The organism is Microbacterium californiense, assembly GCF_047246625.1.
Classification (GTDB): Bacteria; Actinomycetota; Actinomycetes; order Actinomycetales; family Microbacteriaceae; genus Microbacterium.
This window is the reverse complement of sequence record NZ_JBFOKQ010000001.1, coordinates 1,652,939-1,674,387: the sequence shown is the minus strand read 5'-3', so window position 1 is coordinate 1,674,387 and position 21,449 is coordinate 1,652,939. Positions and strand designations below refer to the sequence as shown.

The following is a 21,449-nucleotide window of genomic DNA, read 5'->3' as shown; positions in this document are numbered from 1 at the left end:
CTCAGGCCTTCGCAGCCTTGGCGGCCTTGCGAGCGGCCTTCTCCTCGGAGCGCTTGGCCTCCGAAGCGACCATCGCCTGAGCCTCTTCGGCACGGAGGACCTTGGTGCGCATGATCTGCTCGTTCAGCTTCAGCTGACGGTCGAGCTCCTGCGTGGCCTCGCTGGTGGCGGTGAAGTTGACGACGGCGTAGATGCCTTCGTTCTTCTTCTGGATCTCGTAGGCGAGACGGCGCTTGCCCCAGATGTCGACCTTGTCGATCGAGCCGCCATCGTTCGTGATGACCTTGAGGAACTTGTCGAGCGTAGGGGCGACCTGGCGCTCGTCGACCTCGGGGGTCAAGATGACCATGAGTTCGTACTGGTGCGTCACTTACCCACCTCCTTCGGACTAGAACGGCTTCCGAGGATTTCCCGGAAGCAGGAGGGTGTGTGCACGTGCCTGCCAGAAGGCAGACAACCTCGACAGTCTAGCGGAGTTCCTGCCGTGCCGCGACCGCCGCTCATCGCCCGCCGGAACCGGACGCCCGCTCCTCCACAGGGGTGTCCCCATACGTGGCGCCAGCGCGTAGGATCTCCCCACCGACATGTCCGTCGCCGTCCGCATGCCCACTGCGATGGCCGCTCTTCGAGGAGTCCCGTGTCCGGTGCCCTGTCCCTCCCTGTCCGTGCGGCGACCGCTGTCGTCATCCTCGCCTCGCTGTTCGGCGTGACGGGGTGCGTGACTCTCGCCATCGATCGCGACGTCGCTGCGGAGGACGCACGATCCGCCTCCGACGCGGACCCAGCACCCGACGAACCCGACGGCTCCGACACTAACGCCGGCGATGAGGACCGAACCGAGGGCGGAACCGGTGATGATTCGGATGCCGGAGCGCCCGCCGACCTCCCGGGCCGCCTGTCGTTCGAGGCCGGCGCCAGCCTCCCGGACGGCCTCGAGGTCGCACTCGGGTCGAGCTTCTCGAGCGATCCGGAGTGGTCGCCGGAGAGCGACCCGAACGTCACCGTGTTCACGCACGCCCCGACCGAGTGCTGGGTGGGATTCACGAGCGCCGAGTACTCGGCGACCGCCGAGGAAGACCTGCTGGCGACCCGGAACTTCCTCGAAACGGAGCTCGGCTTCTTCATCGACCCCGCGTACGAGTCCTATCCGCTGTTCCCCTTCGACCCGTCCGGCGAGAAGGGCGGTGACCCGTGGGGAACCATGGAGTTCCTCACCTATGCGTGGGACGACGCCACCGTCCCCAGCTACGGCTACACGTCGGCGCGGGTGATCGCCGCCGCGCACAGGGTGATCGTGGTCGATGTCGCCTGCCCCACCGTCGACGCGCTCGACGCGGAGTTCGCCGAGCTGACCTCCCGGTTCAGCATCGGCCTGATCCCCGCCGGCCTGTCCGGCAGCTGAGCCCCCGTCCGCCCGTGCGCGGATCGGTGCGAAACGTTCGCTCGGAAGGGCGCACACCCACCGGTCCCTGAGCGAGCGGAGCGAGGCGAAGGGTCAGCGCAGGACCGGCGGGATCTCCGACCACACCTCGCGGTCCTCGGTAGACGGCGCGGCGGGGATGCGACCGGCGCCGTCGGGCTCGGGGATGGCCGCGAGCAGGGCCTGCGTGTACGGATGCCGGGGCGCAGCCCACAGCTCGGCGGTCGGACCCGACTCGAGCACGCGTCCCGAGTACATGACGAAGGTGCGGTCGGCGATGCGCCGCACCACGCCGAGGTCGTGCGAGATGAACAGCATCCCGGCCCCGGACTCCGCGACGAGGTCGCGCATGAGGCCGGCGACGCTGGTCTGGGTCGACGCGTCGAGAGCCGAGATGGGCTCGTCGGCCACGAGCAGCGAGGGCCGCGCGGCGAGCGCACGGGCGATCGCGAGGCGCTGCTTCTGCCCGCCCGAGAACTGGTGCGGGAAGCGCGAGGCGACCGAGGTCGGCAGCCCGACGCGCTCGAGCCACTCCTCGACGGTGGATCCGGCGGCACCGCGGGCTCGTGCGGTGGCGATGCCGTCGGAGATCTGGTCGCCCACCCGTCGGCGCGGGTTGAGCGAGGTAGACGGGTCCTGGAACACCATCTGGATGCCGGTGAGGGCGGTGGCCCGGCGGCGGATGCCGAGGGGTGCCACCGGCGCGCCGTCGAAGAGCACGGTGCCGTCCGCGATCTTCTCGATGCCGACGACGGCCCGCGCGAAGCTCGACTTGCCGCTCCCGGACTCGCCCACGAGCGCCACGGTCTCGCCGGCGGCGACGCTCATCGAGACGCCGCTCACGGCGACGACCGGCGGATGGCCGGGGTAGCGCACCACGATGTCCTGCGCGTCGAGCACCTCACTCATCAGCGTCCTCCTCGATGCGGGAACCGGGCAGTGCGGCGAGCAGCATCCGCGTGTACTCGTGCTGCGGATCGCGGAACAGCGTCTCGCGATCGGCATGCTCGACGATGACGCCGTCCTTCATGACGGCCACCTCGTCGGCGATGGCGCTCATCACCCCGAGGTCGTGCGTGACGAGCAGCACCGCGAGCCGGCGTTCGGTGGCGAGGTCGCAGAGCAGGCGGAGGATGCCGGCCTGCACGGTGACGTCGAGGGCGGTGGTCGGCTCGTCGGCCAGCAGCACGTCGGGGTCGCAGGCCAGTGCGCAGGCGATCGCGATGCGCTGACGCTGTCCGCCGGAGAACTGGTGCGGGTAGCGCTTCAGCGCCTCGATCGGGTTCGGCACCTGCACGGTCTCGAGCAGCTCGACGGCGCGAGCGCGGGCGGCCGCACCGCGGAGTCCGAGGTGCACGCGCATGTGGTCGGTGAGCTGGCGTCCGACCGGCAGCTGCGGGTGCAGCGACGCCGACGGGTCCTGGAACACCATCGCGATGCGCGCGCCGCGCACGCGGTTCAGTCCGCGGCGGTTCAGGCCGAGCAGCTCCTCCCCCGCGAGACGGATCGATCCGCCGGTCCGTGCCTGGCGGGGCAGCAGGCCGAGCACGGCGAGCGAGGTGAGCGTCTTGCCCGAGCCGGATTCGCCGGCCAGGCCGTGGATGCGCCCGGCCTCGAGCTCGAGCGAGACGCCGCGCACGAGCGGACGGCCGATGTCGATGGTGAGATCGCGGATGCTGAGCGCGCTCATGCGGCCACTCCCGCGGCATCCGACTTCTCGGCCTGCCTCTCGTGCGCGACCTCGGCGGTCGGGTCGAGGATGTCACGCATCGCGTCGCCGAGGAAGTTGAACGCCAGCACGACCGTGAGGATCGCCAGACCCGGGAACACCCCGAGCCACCAGGCGTCGAAGTTCTGCATGGCGGAGGAGATCATCGAACCCCACTCGGCCGTGGGCGGCTGCGCACCGAGACCGAGGAACGACAGTCCCGACAGGAGCAGGATGGCGGCGCCGATGTCGAGCGTCGCGAGCACCATCACGGGGCCGGCGATGTTCGGGAGGATGTCGACGAACAGCGTGCGCAGCGGCGAGTGGCCGAGCAGGCGTCCGGCGATGACGTAGTTCTGCCCGCGGAGGCCGAGCACGATGCTGCGGGTGACGCGGGAGTACTGCGGCCACGAGACCACGATCGCCGCGATCACCGCGTTGAAGAGCGACGGGCCGAGCGAGGCGGCGACCACCATCGCGAGGATCACGGTCGGGAACGCCATGAAGAGGTCGGTGATGCGCATGAGGGTCTCGTCGACCCAACCGCCGAAGTATCCGGCGAGCGCGCCGATCGTCGTGCCGATGATCATGGCGGCGACGACCAGCATGAGGGCGAGCGGCAGGCTGACGGTCGCCCCGGTCATCAGACGGGAGAAGATGTCGCGGCCGTTGCCGTCGGTGCCGAGGAGGGTCTCGACGCCGGGCTCCTGCAGGCGCGGGAAGATCTGGGCGTTGGGGCCGTACGGCACCCACCACTGAGCGGTGAACGCGACGATCACCCACGCTCCGGCGATCACCGTGCCGATGATGCCGAGGGGCGTGCGCCAGGCGCGCGGCCAGCGGAAGCGGAACCGCCAGGGTCCGGACGCGGCGTCGATGCGGCTCATGCGATCCTCACTCTCGGGTCGAGGACGCCGTAGAGCAGATCGACGACGAAGTTGATGAGGAGGTAGATCACTCCGACGACGAGGCCGACGCCCATGATGCCCGGCAGGTCGAGGTTCGCGGCGGAGTTGTAGGCGTAGGTGCCCAGGCCCGGCCAGGCGAAAACCGACTCGACGAGCACGGTGCCCGACAGCAGCGAGCCGAAGGCGACGCCCACGACGGTGAGGATCGGGAGGGAGGCGCCGCGCAGGACGTACCCGATGATGACGCGCATCGCCGGCAGGCCCTTGGCGCGGGCGGCGCGCACGTAGTCGCTGCCGAGCACCTCGAGCACCGAGGTGCGGATGAAGCGGGTCAGCAGACCGATCGTCACCAGCGACAGCACCATCACGGGCAGAGCGAGGTGGGCGAGCGCGTCGAGGAAGCCGACGCCGTCTCCGTTGAGGAGGTAGTCGACCGTGTAGAGGCCGGTGACCCGGGGAGGCGGAGTGATGGCGGGCGAGATGCGCCCGGACCCGGGGGCGATGCGCAGCTCGAGGAAGAAGACGTAGAAGCTGACGAGCGCCAGCCAGAAGGTCGGCACGCTCAGGCCGACCAGCGTGACGACGCGGATGACCTGGTCCGTGACGAGTCCACGACGGTAGGCGGCCAGCGTGCCGAGCACGAGGCTCACCGCCATGCTCAGGATGATGGCGCCGATCGCGATCTCGATCGTCGCGGGTACGGCGGTGGCCAGGTCGCTGGCGACCGGACGACCGGTCACCAGCGACGTGCCGAGGTCCCCGCGGAGCAGGTTCCCCATGTAGATGAAGTACTGCACGATCAACGGCTGATCGAGGCCGTGCTCCCGGATGAACGCCTCACGCGTCGCCGGGTTCTGCGAGGCGCCCTCACCGAGGGCGGCCGAGACCGGGTCTCCCGGCACCAGGTTGGTGAGCAGGAACGTGACGATCGTCACGCCCACCAGCAGGAGCAGGGAGGTGCCGGCCCGCCGCAGCAGGTATCCGATCAGAGGAGACCTGCGCCGCCGCGCCTGTCTCTGCACCGCCACCGTCGTCATGCGTCGTCCGTTCAGCCGGCCGGGGTGATCTCGGCGATGTCCATCTCCCAGACCGAGTTGTACACGGCGCCGGTGACGGAGTCGGCCGTCGCGATGTTGCGTCCGGGGACGATCAGCGGCACGAACGGTCCCTCGGCCTGCATGGCCTCGGCGAACTCGGTGAAGGCGGCGGTGCGCTCCTCGGCATCCGTGGCGCTGGCGGCGCTCGCGGCGAGGGCCGCGATCTCCGGGTTGGCCTCGGCGGCCCAGCCGGAGCGGAGGCCGACCTTGAGGCCCGGGCCGAAGGGGAGGAAGTTCGCCGAGTCGGCGTAGTCCGGACCCCAGAACCAGAGGCCGAAGCCCTCGGTGCCGTTGACGTAGGCGTCGAGCTCGGTCGCGAACGGCGCCGGGGCGAGTTCGACCGCGATGCCGGCATCCTCGAGCTGTGCCTGGATGCGCTCGGCGAGCGGGGTGAACTCGACGCCGCCGACCGGGTAGTCGTTCGGGAACTGCAGCTTCAGGGTCTGGCCCGTGTAGCCGGCCTCGGCCAGCGCGGCCTTCGCCATGTCGAGGTCCTGCGAGACGCCGCTGTCGAGCGACCCCTCGAATCCGGGCGGGATGACGCCCGTCGCCTGCACGGCGCCGGCACCGGCCAGCTCGAGCAGCGCGTCGTAGTCGAGCGCGTAGCGGACGGCTTCGGCGATCTTGACGTTCGCGAGGTCGCCGCCCGCCTCACCCTGGTTCAGGAGGAGGAAGATCGTCTGACCGGACGGAACGGACTCGACCGAGAGGCCGTCGCCGAGGCCGGCGACCTGGTCGCCGTTCAGGTCCATCGCGACCATGGAGTCGCCGCCCTTGAGGTTCGCGAGCTGCGTCGCACTCTCCGAGACGTTGCGGACCACGACGCGGCTGTACTCCGACTCCTCGTCGCCGTTGTACTCGTCGTTCTTCGTCAGCACGACCTGCGAGCTGAGGTCGAGGGTGTCGAGCACGAAGGGGCCGGATCCGGCCGACTCGCCGTCGAGGAACTTCTGCGCGGAGTCGGAGCCGTCGGTCGCGCCGCCGTTCTCCATCACGACGTCGGAGTTGACGATGCCGAGCGCGGGGTTCGCCAGGATCGCCGGCAGCTGGAGCAGCGGGGTCTCGGTGGTGAACGAGATGGTCTTCTCGTCGACCTCGGCGATGGTCACGCCGCTGAGCAGGAAGTTCGGCTTCGCGTCTTCCATGCCCTGGATGCGCTGGAGCGAGAAGACGACGTCCTTGGCCTCGACCGGCGATCCGTCGGAGAAGACGCGGTCGCCCTCGAGCGTGAACGTGAACTCGGTGGCGGTGTCGTTCTGCTCCCACGACGCGAGTCCGGGGACGGGCGTCGAGACGTCGGAGCCCTCGAAGTCGACGAGCGTCTCGTAGAGCGCCTTCGCGATCATGTTGCCGGTCGGGTCGTACGTGTGACCCGGGTCGGCGGTCTCGATCGAGAACGCGGTGTCGATGACCAGGGAGTCCGAGCCCGAGGACTGATCCCCGTTGTTGGCGGAGTTGCCCCCGGAGCAACCTGCGAGCGCGAGGAGCGCGACCGCTCCGACCGCGATGACCGACGTGCTTCGACGTGACGACATGGGAGCCTCCAAGGGCGAGGAGTACATTCGGGTGGTCGATCGCCACCGATGTGGACGACCGGGGATCAGATTCGCATCATATGCGACGATGTGTCCAGCAAGTGCGCGTCGCCCGGACACGCTCTGCCCGCAACCTCGGATGTGAGGAACAATATGTCCAGCAAGGATGCCGAACCCTCGAAGCATTCTGGACGAAGTGCCGCCCCGGTGGATGAAGTCGGATACAGAATCCTGGAAGTCCTCCGGGATAACGGTCGCATCTCGATCGCCGCCCTCGCCGACAAGGTGGGCATCTCGCGGGCCAGCGCCTACTCGCGCGTCGAGGCGCTGGTCAGCGACGGAGTCATCACGGGGTTCAGCGCCCGGGTGGATCAGGCCAAGGCCGGACTCTCCATCGGAGCGCTCGTGTTCGTCACCGTGCTGCCCCAGGCGTGGGCGTCGTTCCGCGAACGGGTGAGCGAGATGCCGGATGTGGAGTGGTGCGCGATCACGACGGGCGAGCACGACGCGATGCTGCTCATCCGCGCCGTTGACGTGAGCGGGGTGCACGAGTTCTCCACCGGCGTGATCGCCCAGCTGCCCGAGGTGCGCACCGTGGTCAGCGTCGTCGTGCTCGACGAGGTCATCCGCCGCCCGTACCTGCTGCCGTCGGATCTGCCCGAGCGCGACGCGGAGATCCCTCTCGGCATGACGCGGTGGACCCCGGCCTCACCCGGCCGCGACACGCTGCCCCCGCGCTGACACTCAGGACGCGGGGATCTCCTCGCACACGCTGAGCTGCGGCAGGTCGAACATCTCGTAGTGCTCGACGAGCCGGATGAGTCCGGCGTCGGTGATCTCGAGCTCGCTCTCCCCATTCCCGGTCACGACCGAGCCGTCCTTCGCGAGGACGTGCACGAACGACACCCAGATCGTGTCGCCGGTGCGTGTGCCGACGAACTTGCCGAAGGTCACGGTGTCGCCGGTGTACTCGCCCCAGATCGCGCCGTCGCGCTCGAAGTAGTCGAAGATGCTCGGCGCCTCGGGGTCGACCGCGGAGGTCGTGGACGAGATCATCCGGAAGCGGCGGCCGTCAAGGGAGGGGATTGTCGCAGTCGCAGTCACCTTCTGATTATGGAGGGTCGGATGCCGTCGCCCGGTACCGTGGGGCGCATGGAGTGGATCGCAGACCCGGCCCGACCGCAGTGCGAGCCCGTCTCCGCCGAGGTGAACCGGTGACCGCTTCTCCGCAGTCGTCGACCTTCGACGCGAGCGCGCTCACCGGGCCCGCCGACCCGCAGGCCGTGCGCGCGTTCGCCGCCGAGCTGCGTGCCCGACGATCGAGCGGCGTCTCGGTGGGGAACGTGGTCGGCATCGTCGTCCTGGTCGTCGTCGGGGTCGTGATGCTGGGCGTCTTCGGCTCGATCTTCGGCGACATCCTGCGGCGGGGCGGAGCATCCGCGCTTCCGGTCATGATCGCGGTACCGGTCGTCGTGGTGGCGGGCGGCTCGGCGATCGGCTTCTTCGTGTGGCGGGCGAACCGCATACGCCGGTACCGGCTGGGCGCGTTCGCCCAGGCGAACGGCATGGAGTACACCGACCGCATCGCCTCCCCGGGTCTGCCCGGCATGATCTTCGGTCTCGGCAACGGACGACTCTCGACCGACGTCGTGCGCGGCCGCCGCCCTCGCTTCGTCGAGTTCGGCAACTACCAGTACACGATCAAGCACGGCAAGAGCTCGACCACGTACCGCTGGGGCTACGTCGCCGTGCGTCTCGACGTGCCGCTCCCGAACATCGTGCTCGACGCGCTGGGGAACAACGGCTTCGGCTCGAATCTGCCGGCTTCGTTCCAGCGTGCGCAGCGCCTGTCGCTCGAAGGCGACTTCGACCGCCACTTCACGCTGTACTGCCCCGGCGGATACGAGCAGGATGCGCTCTATCTCTTCACGCCCGACATCATGGCCCGGTTCATCGACCACGCCGCGCAGCTCGATGTCGAGATCATCGACGACTGGATGTTCCTGTACACGAAGCGGCAAGTGTCGACCCTAGACCCCGCGACGTGGGCGTGGCTGTTCGGAGTGGTCGGCGCGCTCCTGACGAAGATCGACCAGTGGTCGCGCTGGCGCGACGATCGGCTGGCGGCCGGCGGGCCGGCAGGTGCGGATGCCGCATCCGGGCGACTGCCTTTCGCACCGCCCGCAGGGCTGGTCACGCCCCCGCCCGGCGTCGCTCCGCAGGGCCGTCGGCTGAAGCGCCGGGTCACGTGGCTGCCGTTCCTCGTGCTGGCGGTCGGCATGGCGCTGTGGTTCTGGAGCCGCCTGAACTGACGCCGCGCGGAGCCAGTGGGGGTGGGTGCCGTTCTGGGGACCGACGACCCACCCCATCCCCCCGGGATCAGAAAGAGAACGATGCTCCCTCCGCAGACGGCGTCTCGCCGTCGCGCCGCTCGTCAGCTGGGGACTGACGGGATGCGGCGCCTGCTCGGAGGGTATCCGGCACGACGTTGCACTCCCTTGCGCGCATGCAGGTGCATGCACTGCGGAATCTGCTCGGATCCGAGCAGAAGCCCTGTCACTCCCCCGGCACCGGGTCGGCGACCGGATGAGCGGCGACGAGGGAGCCGAGCACCCGATCGAGGGCGGTCCAGGCGTCGGCGGCGCGCATCTCCGCCCCGATGCGGCCCGCGCGCTCGCGGAAGCCGGTGTCGCCGAGCACCCGTGCCACGGCATCCCCCACCTGGGCGGGGCTGGGCGTGCTGGTCCGGAGGTTCACCCCGGCGCCGGACCATCCGATGCGGGCGGCGACCTCGACCTTGTCCTCGGTCTGCCCGGCGACGACGAGCGGCACCCCGTGGCTCAGCGCCTGCTGCACCCCGCCGTAGCCGCCGTTGGTGACGAGCACGTCGACCTCGGGCAGCAGGCGGTCGTAGGGCAGGTACTCGGCGACGCGGACGTTCGCCGGCAGCGGCGCGGGCAGCGCGTCGAGAGGGCGGCCGCCCGTCGAGACGACGACCAGGGCGTCGGATGCCGCGAGCGCCCGCACCGTCGGCATCACGAGCTGCCCGAGGTCGGTGTTGGCGATGGTGCCCTGCGTGACGTGCACCACCGTGCCCGCGCGCTCGACGTCGGACCACCACGCGGGAAGAGGTGCGTCGGAGGAGGGAGCCGGGAGCGGACCGGCGAAGCGCACGCTCGCGGGGAGGTCGGAGCGCGGGTATTCGAAGGCCGGCACGGTGAACTGCACATACGCATCGGCGCGTCCCGCCCAGTCCAGGATGAAGCCGCCGAGATCCCTCCCGGTCTCGCGACGCGACACCGCGTCGGCCTCGCGATGCACGCCCCCGAAGATCACGCGCTCGGCGACGAGACGCAGCGTCGCGTTGCGCGCCCGCCCGAGCGCGCCGGGTCGCGGAGTGATGCCGAGACCGAACGGCGCGACGTCGCGGCTGCGCACTCCGAGGGGGAAGATGCCGAGCACCAGCACCGGCGGGCGCTCGCGCTGCGGGAGCCGCTGCAGCAGGGCGGCGCCGACGAAGAGCGGCTCGGTGAGCACGGCGTCGATGCGGTGCTCGCCCAGAACGGTGCGGATGGCGGCGAGCTGGGCGGCACCGGGCCGGATGAACAGATTGCTCATGTCGAAGCGCAGGGCGGCGGGACCGGTCAGCCCCGCCCGCTCGGGGAAGGTCGCGTCGGCGTCGTCGAGGTCGACATCCGCCTCGGGCGGCAACGGGACGAAGCGGGCGCCGGTGGCGGCGATCCGATCGGCGTACCGAGGGCTCGACAGGAAGACGACCTCGTCGCCTCGAGCCATCAGATGACGTGCGATGTGCAGCAACGGCACGACGTGGCCGTGAGCCGGCGTGCAGGTGATGAGGTGACGGGCCATGGTCGGTTCTCCCCTAGAATCGGATGTACTCCCGAAGTATTCATCACACTGCAAGGAAAGTCAATGACTGAGACCGCCGCACGTCCGTATCGCTCCGAGCTGCGGGCGCGGCAGGCCCGGGAGACGCGGGAGCGGATCGTCACGGCATCCGCTCGTCTGTTCGCCGACAAGGGCTACCAGGCCACGACCATCGCCGCCATCGCCCGGGAGGCGGGCGTCTCGGCCGAGACGGTCAAGACGACCGCCTCGAAGGCCGAGCTGCTCATCGCGGCGTTCGAGGTGACGTTCGCGGGAGCGGAGTCGGCCGAATCCCTCACCGACACCGACGTCGCCCGCGGCGTCTTCGAGCTGCCCGACGAGGCCTTCCTCGACGCGGTGCTGCGTCAGATCACCGCCGCGAACGCCCGCGGTCACGCCCTGTGGACGGTGCTGCTGGGCGCGGCGCTGTCGGACGCCCTCGTCGACGAGGCGCTGCAGCGCATCCTCGAGCGTCGCCGCGCCGACTACAGGATGCTCGTCGCCGAACTGCAGCGACGCGGGATCGCCGACCCCGCCGACGCCGAGGCCGTCGCCGCCGCCCTCTCATTCCTGCTGTCGCCCGAGAGCCACCAGCAGCTCGTCGCCCAGTCCAGCTGGCCCGAGGAGCAGTACCTGAGCTGGCTGCGCGCCGCCGTCCTCACCCAGCTCTCCCCACCTCCCGGTCCCTGAGCGCCCTTCGTCACCCCCGGTTCCTGAGCGCCCTTCGTCTCGTCGCTACGCTCCTCGCTCAGGATCCGCGCAGCGAGACGAAGGGCCACCCCGGTTCCTGAGCGCCCTTCGTCACCCCCGGTTCCTGAGCGAGCGCAGCGAGACGAAGGGCCCGGCTCCTGAGCGCCCTTCGTCTCGTCGCTACGCTCCTCGCTCAGGATCCGCGCAGCGAGACGAAGGGCCAGGCTCCTGAGCGCCCTTCGTCACCCCCGGTTCCTGAGCGAGCGCAGCGAGACGAAGGGCCACCCCCGGTTCCTGAGCGCCCTTCGTCTCGTCGCTCCGCTCCTCGCAGCGAGACGAAGGGTCGCGCTACGCCTGCAGACGCTCGATGCGCGCCACGAGCCCGCCCCGCTTCGGCGAGCGCGGGGGCAGCATCTCGAGGGCCAGCTGCAGGATCTCGGCATCCTCCTGACCCTCGGGGATCTCGGCGTAGGCGAGGAGCACGTCCAGGCTCGCCTCCGCCAGCATCGCCTCGCGCAGCGCCGACCTCACGGTCTCGCGGAAATCCTCGACGCCGGGCGAGGTCGACTCGGGCAGCACCGGACCGCGGTACGCCGTGAGCGCCACCCGGTGCGCGCCGCGGTCGAGCAGCGACAGCACGTCCTGCGCATCGGTGTCGAGGGCGACGGGCAGTCGGTACGGACGGGACTCGGGCACCAGCGCCGGCATCCGCTTCTCGAGCACCCGGCGCAGCCGCACCATCTCGGGTCGCAGCGTGTCGGGCGAGACGCCCGGACCGTACACGAGCTCCGACAGCCGCTCGGCCGAGAGTCCCTGCCGATGCACGGCGAGCATGAGCAGGATCGCCGCGTGCCGGGCGCTGAGCTCGATCACGGAGTTCTCGTGGTCGGATGCCGTCTCGAGCCGCGCCCGGTCACGGCCGAGCACGCGCAGCGTCGCGCGCGCAGCGGTCTTCGTGCGCGGGGCGGCGGCGTGCACGCGCGGTGCGGTCTCGGCCCGGGCGCGCAGCCGCGCGATCAGCAGCTCGGACTCGACCGCCCGCGCCGTCGCGTCGACGAGCAGGCGGGCCTGCGGCGTCACGACCTCGGGGCCGCCGGTGATGTCGATGACGCCGAGCACGCGGCGAGACTCGGGGTCGCGCACGGGAGCCGCGGTGCACGACCAGGGGTGCACGAGGCGGTTGTAGTGCTCGGCGCCGCGGATCTGCACGGTGCGGGCAAGAGCGAGCGCGGTGCCCGGAGCGCTCGTGCCGACGGCGTGCTCGGCCCAGTCCGCTCCGACGACGAACCCCATGTCGTCGGTCCGGGTCTGCAGCTCGCGGTCGCCCTCGATCCAGAGCAGCCGGCCGGCCTGGTCACCGATCGCGATGAGCACCCCGGAGTCCTCCGCACTGCCGGGCAGCAGCAGACCGCGGATCGTGTCCATGACGGCGGCGAGCGGGTGCGTGCGGCGGTACGCCTCCAGCTCCTCGCGGGCGAGCGCGAGCTCCGGCGCGTTCTCGGGGGCGACGCCCCCGCGCCACGACCGCTCCCACGACTCCCGCACGAGCGGACGCACCTGCTGCAGACGCTCGTCGTCGAGGTTGCCGGCCAGCAGCTCCGCGTGCGCACGCTCGACGATCAGGCGGGAGGTCTCCGACAGAGCCTCGCGCGACACGTGCCACGGCGCAGCCACAGGTCTCCGTTCGTCGATGGGCGGAGCGTGGTCTCAGTGTACGAGCGTGCGCCCTCCCGGTCGACGCGACACCCACCGCCCGATCAGCCGCGCGCGGCCCACCAGTCGCGCAGGCGCTGCTCCGCGACCTCGACGCCGAGCAGCCCTTCGTCGAGGCGCAGATCCAGCAGGAACCGGTAGGCCTCTCCCACCTCACGCCCGGGACGGATGCCGAGCACCTCCTGGATGCGGTTGCCGTCGAGCTCGGGGCGGATCGCATCGAGCTCCTCCTGCTCGCGAAGCGCCGCGATGCGCGACTCGATGTCGTCGTACGCCGCCGAGAGGCGCCCGGCCTTGCGCTTGTTCCGCGTGGTGACGTCGGCGCGGGTGAGGATGTGCAGGCGTTCGAGCAGGTCTCCCGCGTCGCGCACGTAACGCCGCACCGCGGCATCCGTCCAGGCGCCCTCCGCGTAGCCGAAGAACCGCAGGTGCAGCTCGATCAGTGTGGCGACGGCATCCGTCGTGGCCGTGTCGAACCGCAGCGCCTGCAGCCGCTTGCGGGCCATGCGCGCGCCCACGATGTCGTGGTGGTGGAAGGTGACCGCTCCGCCGTCCTCCAGCTTGCGCGTGCGCGGCTTGCCGATGTCGTGCAGCAGAGCCGCGATGCGCAGCGGCACATCGGGCGCGTCACCCGGATGCCGGGCGTGCTCGAGCTCGATCGTCTGGCTCAGCACCGTGAGGGAGTGCTCGTAGACGTCCTTGTGATGGTGGTGCTCGTCGATCTCGAGCCGCAGCGCGCTGACCTCGGGCAGGAACTCGTCGATCAGTCCGGTCTCGACGAGCACGCGGATGCCGCGCACCGGGTCGTCGGTCTGGAGGAGGCGCACGAGCTCGGACTGGACCCGCTCGGGGCTGACGATCTTCAGGGTCTCGCGCAGGCGGGTGATCGCCTCGGCGGTCGCGTCTTCGACGTCGAAGCCGAGCTGCGCGCTGAAGCGGGCGGCCCGCAGCATGCGCAGGGGATCGTCGCCGAACGACACACCCGGGTCGACGGGGGTGCGCAGCACGCCGGCGAGGAGGTCTTCGACGCCGCCGGTCGGATCGACGAGCTTCACCGACGGTACCTGCAGCGCCATCGCGTTGACGGTGAAGTCGCGGCGCACGAGGTCGCCGTCGATCGTGTCGCCGAACTCGACGGTGGGCTTGCGCGTCGCACCGTCGTAGCTGTCGGCGCGGTAGGTCGTGATCTCGACCTGCTCCTTCTGCACCCGCGCCCCGATGGTGCCGAAGGCGCGGCCGATGTCCCACTGCGCGGTCGAGATCGGGGTGACGATGCGGAGGATGTCGTCCGGACGGGCGTTCGTCGTGAAGTCGAGGTCGTGGGTCGGCCGGCCCAGCAGCGCGTCGCGCACCGGACCGCCGACGACCGCGAGGTCGAAGCCCGCGGCGGCGAACGCCGTGCCCAGGGTGCGGACGACCGGATGCTCGGCGAGCGCGCCGAGCCGGGCGAGGCCTTCGGCCATGTTGAGCATGGGTTCCAGCGTACCGGGGTGGTGTCCTCGGCCTCCGTCGGGCGATGACGGGGGGATGCCGGCATCCGTCCTCGCGCCTCCGTCAGCACGACTTCGGAGATCGCCGTCCGACACGCCGCCGGAAGGCATCCGCTGCGGCGTGTCGCATCCGAACTCCGACGTTGTGCAGGACGGAACGGTGCGCGATGCGGACGACGGCGGATGCCGAAGGCCGGGGCGGCTAGAAGAGGGGGTTGTCGCCCCTGGCCCGGGCGCGTGCGGTCTGGCGTGCCTGCACGTGACGCACGAGCAACATGCTGAGCAGGAAGCCGCCGACGAGGGCGACGCCCAGGAGGAACCACACGCCGATGTCGGGATCGACGACCTCGAATCCGAACACGAGCACCGCCCCGAGAAGCAGCAGCGCGCCCTCGATCAGCGCGAACCGCACGAAGAGCCGCGTCTGTCGCCGTGCGTACTCCTGCTCGACGGCTCGTACCCGTGCATCGATCGACGACTCCCCCGCGTGGCTCATGCCTCTACGCTAGCGACGCGGCCGCGGCATCCGCAGCATCGCGGGCCACTCCGTCGAGATCGCTCGAACCGCTTTCTCCATGTCTCCGACACCTTCGGCTCGCAGGAGTGCCAGCTGTTCGCCATCGAGTCCCGCACAGGCGCGTCGGTACTCCCTCCACACCTCGTGCACCCGGTCGAGCACGGCACCGTCGCCCGCGTCGAGCCAGTCCAGGGCGTCGCGTCCGTGCTCCACCAGGTCGTGATCGAAGTCGTCCGGCGTATCGAGCCGGAACGGCACTCCGGTCGCCCGCGCCCACGCGAAGACCGCGAGTCCGAGAGGCCGGTGCCCTCGCGAGACCGTCTCGGACCCGGTCACCCGACCGATGGCAGGGGGTTCGGTGAACCCGCGCTCACTGTGGAACTCGACGATCCACTCACCGCGCCGGACCTCGAGGTGCCACACCGCCATCTGCACCGGGCCCCAGGACGTGATGACCGTGCCGCCGTCATCGAGAAGGAGGCGTGCGAACCGGGCGGCATCCGGCCGCTGCTCTCCCAAGTACTCGATCACACGGGGAACGTTCTCGGGGTCGGGCGGGGGGATGTGTCCGAGGGTATGCACGTCGCCTCCCGAGATCGACGATGCACGCCTGTCGCGCGCACCAGCGAGGAGCCTACCGCTCCGACCCCCGCCCCTGCGCGACCGGGCGCACACCCTCCGGCCTTCTGGCATTCCGCGGAGCGCGACGCGCGCATAGGATCGCCGCATGGCTGACGACAGCACCCCTCCCCCGGCATCCGATCCCGCACGGCAACCGTCTCGACGCGGATTCCTGAAGATGGGCGGGGCCGCGCTGGCGGGCGCGGTGATCGGCGGGGCGGGCGGCGCCGCGATCGGAGCATCCGTCGCCGGCAGCCGTCACGGCTTCGCCTCCGACCCCGACCCCTTCGCCGCCCTCACCCCGCGCAGCGAGCCCGGCTTCGACCACCTCGTGGTCGTGATGGGTGAGAACCGTTCGTTCGACAACCTGCTCGGATACCTCTACTCGCCCGACACGCTGCCGAAGGGCGAGAAGTTCGAGGGCCTGGCGTTCGGCACGCACAGCAACACGGCATCCGACGGCACCGTCGTCGACGCGCATGTCTACACCGGCGACACCGACCGCATCATGAGCCTTCCCGATCCCGACCCGGGCGAGGAGTACCCGCACGTCAACACCCAGATCTTCGGCACGGTCGATCCGAAGGGCAACGCCGACCTGTTCGTCGATCAGATGACCGCACCCTTCAACGCCCCGACGCACGGCGAGAAGGCGACGATGTCGGGGTTCCTCGAGGACTACATCATCAACTTCCGTCGCCTGCGCAAAGGCGCCGAGCCGAAGCCCGAGGAAGCCGCGCACATCATGGGCTCGTTCTCGCCCGAGATGCTCCCCGTGCTCTCGACGCTCGCATCGGAGTTCGCGGTGTTCGACCACTGGTACGCGGCCGTCCCGTCGCAGACCTTCTGCAACCGCTCCTTCTTCCACGCCTCGACCTCGCACGGATTCGTCACGAACCAGGCCGGCGGCGGCTACGACAAGTGGATCGACGCGCCCGCGGCGCCCACCGTGTTCAACCGCCTCGAAGACGAGAAGGTCAGCTGGAAGATCTACATCGACAAGCTCCAGCTCGTGTCGTTCACGGGGATGCTGCATGCCCCCGTGCTCGAGAAGTACTGGCGCACCGAGCACTTCGGCACGATGGAGGACTTCTACGCCGACGCGAAGAACGGCACTCTCCCGGCGTACGCGTTCATCGAGCCGCGCATGGTCTACGACCACAACGACTTCCACCCGCCCTTCGGCGCGCCGCGCGAGAGCGAGGTCGACGGCGAGCCCGTCTACGACAGTGCGATCTCGGACGTGCGCGCGGGCGACCGGCTGATCCACGACATCTACGAGGCCGTGCGCACGAGCGCCTCGCCGAAGGGGTCCAACGCCGTCAACACTCTCCTGCTCATCACGTTCGACGAGCACGGCGGCTGCTACGACCACGTCCCGCCGCCCGCCGCGACGAAGCCGACGAAAGACACGAAGGCCGGCGAGATGGGCTTCACGTTCGATCGGCTCGGATGCCGTGTGCCGGCCATCGCCGTCTCGGCGTACACGAAGCGCGGCACGATCATCCACGACGAGATGCACCACGGCTCCGTCACGGCCACCCTGTCGCGCCTCCACGGCTTGAAGCCGCTGAACGACCGCGACCAGTCGGCGAACACGCTCGACAACGTCGTGAACCTCGACCAGCCGCGGCATCCCGCCGACTGGCCCGTCACCACGCCCGCCTACACGCCCCCGAACCCCGAGCAGGCCGAGCCGAAGCCCGGTCACCCGGCGCAGCTGAAGCCGCTCACCCCGCCCGCGCGCGGACTGCTCGGGCTGCTGATCGCGAAGTACGGCAAAGCCGGCGAGCAGGAGCCGCAGACGTTCGCCGACGCCTACCGTCTGCTCCACGAGCACGGCGAGGAGCTCTTCGGTCCGGCCACGGGGTCCTGACCGCTCCGCCGGACCGAGCCACCCCTTTCCGTTCGAGCCACCCCTCTGCGCACAGCACACAAAGGGGTGGCTCGAACGCAGGGGGGTGGCTCGGCCGATGGGATGCCTAGGCTGGAGCGATGATCACCGCCGACCCCGCCGCGCTCGCCTCGTTCTGGGAGTCGGTGCGCACGCAGCATCCGCATCTGCCCGCCGACGTCCCGGGCGCCTGGGCGTTCGGCGCCACCCCCGCCCATGCCGACGACCTGCTGGCGCTCGTGCTCGCGGGGGTCAAGACCGGCACCGCGTCGTCGCTCTGGGACTACGAGACCACGGGCGACCCGGAGCCATACCTGGGCGAGCTCAGCATCATCCTGGACGGCTCGGGGCGGCCGCGCGCCGTGATCGAGACGACCGACCTGCGCACCGTGCCGTTCGACGAGGTGACCGCCGAGCACGCGCACTCCGAGGGCGAGGGCGACCGCACGCTCGAGTACTGGCGCGCGGCGCACGAGCGCTACTGGCGCGCGTACTCGGACAACCCGCGCGGCTTCGCCCCCGACATGCCGGTCATCTGCGAGCGGTTCCGGGTGCTGTTCCCCGCCCGAACCCCGCGCGCCTCAGGCGACGGGGTCGCCCTGAACCGGTCCCTCGGTGTTGGGCTTCCACCCCAGTGCGGGGGCGACGTGCTCGGCGAAGGCCTCGAGCACGTGGAGGTTGTAGTCCACGCCCAGCTGGTTCGGGATGGTGAGCATGAGGGTGTCGGCCGCCATGACCGCGGAGTCCTGCTTCAGCTGCTCGATGAGCACGTCGGGCTCGGCGGCGTAGGTCTTGCCGAACGTCGAGCGGAAGCCGTCGATGATGCCGATCTGGTCGCCGTTCTCCTCACTGCGCAGGCCGAAGTACGCCCGGTCCATGTCGGTGATCAGGGGGAAGACGCTGCGGCTCACCGAGACCCGGGGAGCACCGGTGTGCCCCGCGGCCTTGTACGCCGCGCGGTAGAGGTCGATCTGCTCGCGCTGCAGCTCGTGGAACGGCACGCCCGTGGCCTCGGTGAGCAGGGTCGAACTCATCATGTTGAGGCCCTGACGCCCGGTCTCCTCGGCGGTGGCCCGAGAGCCCGACCCCCACCAGATGTGGTCGCGCAGCGTGGGCGACTGCGGCTCGATCGCCAGGTAATGGCCGGCGCCGACCATGCGCGGGTCGCCGGGGGCGAGGGCTTCGCCGTCGATCGCGCGCAGGAAGATCTCGAACTTCTCTCGGGCGAGGACGCCGCCGCGCTCCGGGTCCTCCTCGTCGCGGAAGCCGAACGTCTCGTACCCCCGCAGCGCGGTCTCGGGTGACCCACGGCTCACGCCCAGGGCGATTCGCCCGTCGGCGATCAGGTCGAGGGCGGCGGCCTCCTCGGCGAACTGGAAGGGGTTCTCGTATCGCATGTCGATCACGCCCGTGCCGACCTCGATGCGCTGGGTGCGGGCTGCCATCGCCGAGAGCAGGGGCATCGGGGATGCCGCCTGGCGCGCCCAGTGGTGCACGCGCACGTACGCGCCATTGACGCCGAGCTCGTCGGCCCCCTCGGCGAGTTCGATGGTCTGCTTCAGCATGTCGCCGGCGGTGCGGGTCGCTGAACCGCGCACGTCGGCGTAGTGCCCGAACGAGAGGAATCCGAAGGCCTTCATGTTCTATTCGAACGCATGGATGCCGTGGGCTATTCCGCCGAACGAAGCGCGGATCACACTCGTCCGCGGGCACGGGTATCACCCTCAGCCGCCGCGGCGGGGGTTCGGGGGAGGGGCTGCCGCTCTGGCTCATGGCCACTGGGCTCTGGAGTGTCTGCGTCTTCCTGCTGTACCGCCTGATCAGAGGTCTGCGGCATCGCTTCTTGCGTCAGCGCGCAGAGCACCCTGCCTCATCCGTCGACGCTTCTCACGGGCGGGTCCGACGCCGAGCCCGATGAACAATAAGCCCCCCAGAGTGAGCAGAACGGGCTGCCCGTACAGCTCCGACCACGCCTGCGGGTCTCGCAGCGTCGAACGCTCGGGGTCGTGAGCGTCGTAGTAGACCGTGGTCCATGTATCGGCTTCCAAGTGACGACACCTGGACCGCACATCCGTTCTCGCCTGATAGGCCCGACCCTCGACCTCGAATCGGTAGTCGACGTAGCACGGAGAGCGCGCACCGGTCCGATCGTCGACCTCCGTCACCCGCGCACTTGTCGTGGATGACATCGCGCGGGCATCGGCAACGTTGAAAGCCAGGTACACCGCGGCGACGAGCAGCCACATCGCGCCGAAGATGATCGGCCCGAACGACGCCCAGCGACGCCGTTCGCCGTCTTTCGGGCGTCGGCGTTCACGCGCGCGTGCTGCGGTCATGGTGTGTTTCCTGGTCGGGGCGACCGGAAAACTATGACGCAGGCGATCTCAGATCGCAACCATATGCGACGCCTATTCCGCGGTCAGGAAGCCGTCGACGAGCAGCGCCCGGATCCGCGGCTCCAGCTCGGCCCAGAGCTCGGCGAGCGGCACGTCGAAGAGGTCGGCGAGCGCGGCGGCGATCTGCGCGACCGTGAGTTCGCCGTCGCAGGCGCCGACGAACGCGGCGAGCGCGGGGTCGACGTTGACGGTGCGCGCGAAGCCGCCGCCCTGGCGCAGCTCGATCACGCTGGGGTCCTCGTTGCCGGGCAGCAGGTGCCGGGCCTCGGTCACGTCGGCCGCGGTGTGCAGGATCGAGGGGATGCCGTCGGCCAGACGATCGTGCGCCGACAGGCCGTGGGCCAGGGCGTCGCCCACGCCGGAGACCTGCTGGCGGATGTGCTCCGTGCGGCGCAGCACCGGTGACCCGCCGCGGCGCAGCAGCACGTACCCGAAGCCGATCGAGGTCACGCCGCGCGCGGCGAAGTCGTCGAGCCACGCGCGCAGCAGCGGCGTGAACTCGGCATCGCGGGGCGTCGTCCCGCCGTCGCGGATCCAGAGCTCGGCGTAGGCGAGGGGCGACAGCTCCTCGCGCTGGATCACCCAGAGGTCCAGATCGCCCGGCACCCAGGCGTCGAGGCGCGCGAGGCCGGTCACGCCGTCACGCGACTCCCAGTTGCCCAGCAGTTGCGCGACGCCTCCGGGGCGCAGGTGCGCGGGAGCGGATCGCACGAACTGCTCGACGAGGGCGTCGCCGATGAGCCCACCGTCGCGGTACTCGTACTCGGGCACATCCTGGCTGCGAGGCGTGATCACGAACGGAGGGTTCGAGACGATCAGGTCGAAGGACTCCCCCGCGACCGGCTCGAACATGCTCCCCCGGCGGAACTCGATGTTGCCGATGCCGTTGAGGCGCGCGTTCATCTCGGCGAAGGCGAGCGCCCGGTCGGAGATGTCGGTGGCGACCACGCGTCCGGCGCGCCGCGACACCAGCAGTGCCTGGATGCCGCAGCCGGTGCCGAGGTCGAGGGCGCGCTCGACCTGCGTCGGCACGACGATCTCGGCGAGGGTGCGCGAGGCGCCGCCGACGCCGAGCACATGGTCGGGCGGCAGCGCCGTGCCGAGGGCCACCTCGTCCAGGTCGCTGGCGATCCACCATTCCCCGACGCCGTCGGCATCGACGAACGACTGGGGCCGGAGCAGGGCCGCCGGGGCGATCGTGGCGCCGCCCGCGACGGCGAGTCCGAGCTCGACGAGTCCGTCGACGCCGAGCCGCGGCAGCGCGGCCTCGAGCGCGGCCCGGGGCTGCGGCATCCCGAGCACGAAGAACCGCCCCAGCGTCGGGAGGATGCCGTCGTCGTCGGCGAGCGCGCGAAGGATCGGCTCGCGCATCCCTCGGGCGAGCGCATCGTCGGCCTCCGCTCCCCAGAGGCGCCGGAGCGGCTCCGAACGGAGGTCGGCGGCGTCGAGATCGGCGGCGAGCGCGGCGCAGCGCAGCGGATCGGGAACGGGGAGGGCGGTGGCGGACACGGCCGTCACTCTACGCGTCTTCAGGGTTCTCCTTCGTCGCGCCTCCTAGAATCGCAAGGTCAG

General features: G+C 70.4%; 20 protein-coding genes and 1 pseudogene. 6 read left to right on the top strand and 15 right to left on the bottom strand.

Annotated features, from left to right (window positions below; translation table 11 throughout):
- Position 1: 1 nt before the first annotated feature.
- On the bottom strand, positions 2–370 hold the full coding sequence (gene rpsF, locus AB3M82_RS07895) for a 30S ribosomal protein S6 (RefSeq protein ID WP_412956869.1): 369 nt from the start codon (positions 368–370) through the stop codon (positions 2–4).
- A gap of 267 nt (positions 371–637) precedes the next feature.
- Here rpsF and AB3M82_RS07890 point away from each other — a divergent pair, with 267 nt between their 5' ends.
- On the top strand, positions 638–1,402 hold the full coding sequence (locus AB3M82_RS07890; protein WP_412956867.1) for a hypothetical protein: 765 nt from the start codon (positions 638–640) through the stop codon (positions 1,400–1,402).
- Between the two features lie 93 nt (positions 1,403–1,495).
- On the opposite strand, the gene AB3M82_RS07885 is transcribed toward AB3M82_RS07890, so the two are convergent.
- Genes AB3M82_RS07885 through AB3M82_RS07865 form a run of 5 tightly spaced genes read right to left on the bottom strand, consistent with a single transcriptional unit; the run spans position 1,496 to position 6,668 of the window.
- Positions 1,496–2,329, bottom strand: coding sequence for an ABC transporter ATP-binding protein (locus AB3M82_RS07885; RefSeq protein WP_412956866.1), 834 nt, complete (start codon positions 2,327–2,329; stop codon positions 1,496–1,498).
- Positions 2,322–3,110 (bottom strand): ABC transporter ATP-binding protein, encoded by a 789-nt coding sequence (locus AB3M82_RS07880; RefSeq protein WP_412956864.1) that lies wholly within the window; start codon positions 3,108–3,110, stop codon positions 2,322–2,324. Before AB3M82_RS07880 ends, AB3M82_RS07885 begins: the two co-directional genes overlap by 8 nt.
- Positions 3,107–4,015, bottom strand: coding sequence for an ABC transporter permease (locus AB3M82_RS07875; protein WP_412956862.1), 909 nt, complete (start codon positions 4,013–4,015; stop codon positions 3,107–3,109). The genes AB3M82_RS07880 and AB3M82_RS07875 overlap by 4 nt, the downstream gene beginning before the upstream one ends.
- Positions 4,012–5,073 (bottom strand): ABC transporter permease, encoded by a 1,062-nt coding sequence (locus AB3M82_RS07870; protein ID WP_412956860.1) that lies wholly within the window; start codon positions 5,071–5,073, stop codon positions 4,012–4,014. The genes AB3M82_RS07875 and AB3M82_RS07870 overlap by 4 nt, the downstream gene beginning before the upstream one ends.
- A gap of 11 nt (positions 5,074–5,084) precedes the next feature.
- Positions 5,085–6,668: an ABC transporter substrate-binding protein gene (locus AB3M82_RS07865; protein ID WP_412956858.1), complete on the bottom strand. Its 1,584-nt coding sequence runs from the start codon at positions 6,666–6,668 to the stop codon at positions 5,085–5,087.
- Positions 6,669–6,875: 207 nt separating this feature from the next.
- On the opposite strand from AB3M82_RS07865, the gene AB3M82_RS07860 reads away from it, so the two are divergent.
- Positions 6,876–7,409, top strand: a complete 534-nt coding sequence (locus AB3M82_RS07860) for an Lrp/AsnC family transcriptional regulator (RefSeq protein ID WP_412956855.1) — start codon at positions 6,876–6,878, stop codon at positions 7,407–7,409.
- Positions 7,410–7,412: 3 nt separating this feature from the next.
- On the opposite strand, the gene AB3M82_RS07855 is transcribed toward AB3M82_RS07860, so the two are convergent.
- Positions 7,413–7,772 carry an avidin-fold protein gene (locus AB3M82_RS07855; RefSeq protein ID WP_412956853.1) on the bottom strand — a complete coding sequence of 120 codons (360 nt, stop codon included), beginning with the start codon at positions 7,770–7,772 and terminating at the stop codon, positions 7,413–7,415.
- Positions 7,773–7,882: 110 nt separating this feature from the next.
- Between AB3M82_RS07855 and AB3M82_RS07850 the strand changes: the two genes are divergently transcribed.
- Entirely contained in the window at positions 7,883–8,980 is a 1,098-nt protein-coding gene (locus AB3M82_RS07850; RefSeq protein ID WP_412956852.1) for a hypothetical protein, read from the top strand.
- 244 nt (positions 8,981–9,224) lie between these two features.
- Here the strand turns inward: AB3M82_RS07850 and AB3M82_RS07845 are convergent, their stop codons facing one another.
- Complete coding sequence (locus AB3M82_RS07845) at positions 9,225–10,538, bottom strand: glycosyltransferase (protein ID WP_412956850.1); 1,314 nt, start codon at positions 10,536–10,538, stop codon at positions 9,225–9,227.
- Between the two features lie 63 nt (positions 10,539–10,601).
- Between AB3M82_RS07845 and AB3M82_RS07840 the strand changes: the two genes are divergently transcribed.
- Positions 10,602–11,246: a TetR/AcrR family transcriptional regulator gene (locus AB3M82_RS07840; protein ID WP_412956849.1), complete on the top strand. Its 645-nt coding sequence runs from the start codon at positions 10,602–10,604 to the stop codon at positions 11,244–11,246.
- A 348-nt stretch (positions 11,247–11,594) separates the two neighbouring features.
- Here AB3M82_RS07840 and AB3M82_RS07835 read toward each other — a convergent pair whose 3' ends face one another.
- The 4 genes from AB3M82_RS07835 to AB3M82_RS07820 all read right to left on the bottom strand — a co-directional run bounded on the left by AB3M82_RS07835 (position 11,595) and on the right by AB3M82_RS07820 (position 15,497).
- Positions 11,595–12,920, bottom strand: coding sequence for a GAF domain-containing protein (locus tag AB3M82_RS07835; protein WP_412956847.1), 1,326 nt, complete (start codon positions 12,918–12,920; stop codon positions 11,595–11,597).
- Positions 12,921–13,003: 83 nt separating this feature from the next.
- Complete coding sequence (locus tag AB3M82_RS07830) at positions 13,004–14,431, bottom strand: CCA tRNA nucleotidyltransferase (protein ID WP_412956846.1); 1,428 nt, start codon at positions 14,429–14,431, stop codon at positions 13,004–13,006.
- Positions 14,432–14,651: 220 nt separating this feature from the next.
- Complete coding sequence (locus AB3M82_RS07825; RefSeq protein WP_412956844.1) at positions 14,652–14,945, bottom strand: hypothetical protein; 294 nt, start codon at positions 14,943–14,945, stop codon at positions 14,652–14,654.
- A gap of 9 nt (positions 14,946–14,954) precedes the next feature.
- The gene (locus AB3M82_RS07820) at positions 14,955–15,497 is read right to left on the bottom strand and encodes a hypothetical protein (protein ID WP_412956842.1); all 543 of its coding nucleotides are present in this window, start codon (positions 15,495–15,497) and stop codon (positions 14,955–14,957) included.
- 196 nt (positions 15,498–15,693) lie between these two features.
- Here AB3M82_RS07820 and AB3M82_RS07815 point away from each other — a divergent pair, with 196 nt between their 5' ends.
- Together AB3M82_RS07815 and AB3M82_RS07810 are read left to right on the top strand one after the other, a co-directional pair.
- A complete protein-coding gene (locus AB3M82_RS07815; protein ID WP_412956841.1) occupies positions 15,694–17,463 on the top strand; it encodes an alkaline phosphatase family protein in 1,770 nt (589 codons plus the stop codon).
- Between the two features lie 119 nt (positions 17,464–17,582).
- Positions 17,583–18,026: pseudogene (locus tag AB3M82_RS07810) on the top strand (ASCH domain-containing protein); the annotation flags it as partial.
- A 36-nt stretch (positions 18,027–18,062) separates the two neighbouring features.
- Here AB3M82_RS07810 and AB3M82_RS07805 read toward each other — a convergent pair.
- From AB3M82_RS07805 to AB3M82_RS07795, 3 genes are all read right to left on the bottom strand, one after another.
- The gene (locus AB3M82_RS07805) at positions 18,063–19,121 is read right to left on the bottom strand and encodes an LLM class flavin-dependent oxidoreductase (protein ID WP_412956838.1); all 1,059 of its coding nucleotides are present in this window, start codon (positions 19,119–19,121) and stop codon (positions 18,063–18,065) included.
- A 180-nt stretch (positions 19,122–19,301) separates the two neighbouring features.
- Complete coding sequence (locus AB3M82_RS07800; protein ID WP_412956836.1) at positions 19,302–19,817, bottom strand: DUF3592 domain-containing protein; 516 nt, start codon at positions 19,815–19,817, stop codon at positions 19,302–19,304.
- A gap of 72 nt (positions 19,818–19,889) precedes the next feature.
- A complete protein-coding gene (locus AB3M82_RS07795; protein WP_412956834.1) occupies positions 19,890–21,395 on the bottom strand; it encodes a DUF7059 domain-containing protein in 1,506 nt (501 codons plus the stop codon).
- Between the last annotated feature and the right edge of the window lie 54 nt (positions 21,396–21,449).

Bases quoted from the DNA above. Each gene is read 5' to 3' on its own strand.
- AB3M82_RS07875 (WP_412956862.1), bottom strand. From the start codon at position 4,015: ATGAGCCGCATCGACGCCGCGTCCGGACCCTGGCGGTTCCGCTTCCGC.
- AB3M82_RS07865 (WP_412956858.1), bottom strand. From the start codon at position 6,668: ATGTCGTCACGTCGAAGCACGTCGGTCATCGCGGTCGGAGCGGTCGCG.
- AB3M82_RS07845 (WP_412956850.1), bottom strand. From the start codon at position 10,538: ATGGCCCGTCACCTCATCACCTGCACGCCGGCTCACGGCCACGTCGTG.
- AB3M82_RS07805 (WP_412956838.1), bottom strand. From the start codon at position 19,121: ATGAAGGCCTTCGGATTCCTCTCGTTCGGGCACTACGCCGACGTGCGC.
- AB3M82_RS07825 (WP_412956844.1), bottom strand. From the start codon at position 14,945: ATGAGCCACGCGGGGGAGTCGTCGATCGATGCACGGGTACGAGCCGTC.
- AB3M82_RS07830 (WP_412956846.1), bottom strand. From the start codon at position 14,431: ATGCTCAACATGGCCGAAGGCCTCGCCCGGCTCGGCGCGCTCGCCGAG.
- AB3M82_RS07870 (WP_412956860.1), bottom strand. From the start codon at position 5,073: ATGACGACGGTGGCGGTGCAGAGACAGGCGCGGCGGCGCAGGTCTCCT.
- AB3M82_RS07880 (WP_412956864.1), bottom strand. From the start codon at position 3,110: ATGAGCGCGCTCAGCATCCGCGATCTCACCATCGACATCGGCCGTCCG.
- AB3M82_RS07840 (WP_412956849.1), top strand. From the start codon at position 10,602: ATGACTGAGACCGCCGCACGTCCGTATCGCTCCGAGCTGCGGGCGCGG.
- AB3M82_RS07800 (WP_412956836.1), bottom strand. From the start codon at position 19,817: ATGACCGCAGCACGCGCGCGTGAACGCCGACGCCCGAAAGACGGCGAA.
- AB3M82_RS07885 (WP_412956866.1), bottom strand. From the start codon at position 2,329: ATGAGTGAGGTGCTCGACGCGCAGGACATCGTGGTGCGCTACCCCGGC.
- AB3M82_RS07815 (WP_412956841.1), top strand. From the start codon at position 15,694: ATGGCTGACGACAGCACCCCTCCCCCGGCATCCGATCCCGCACGGCAA.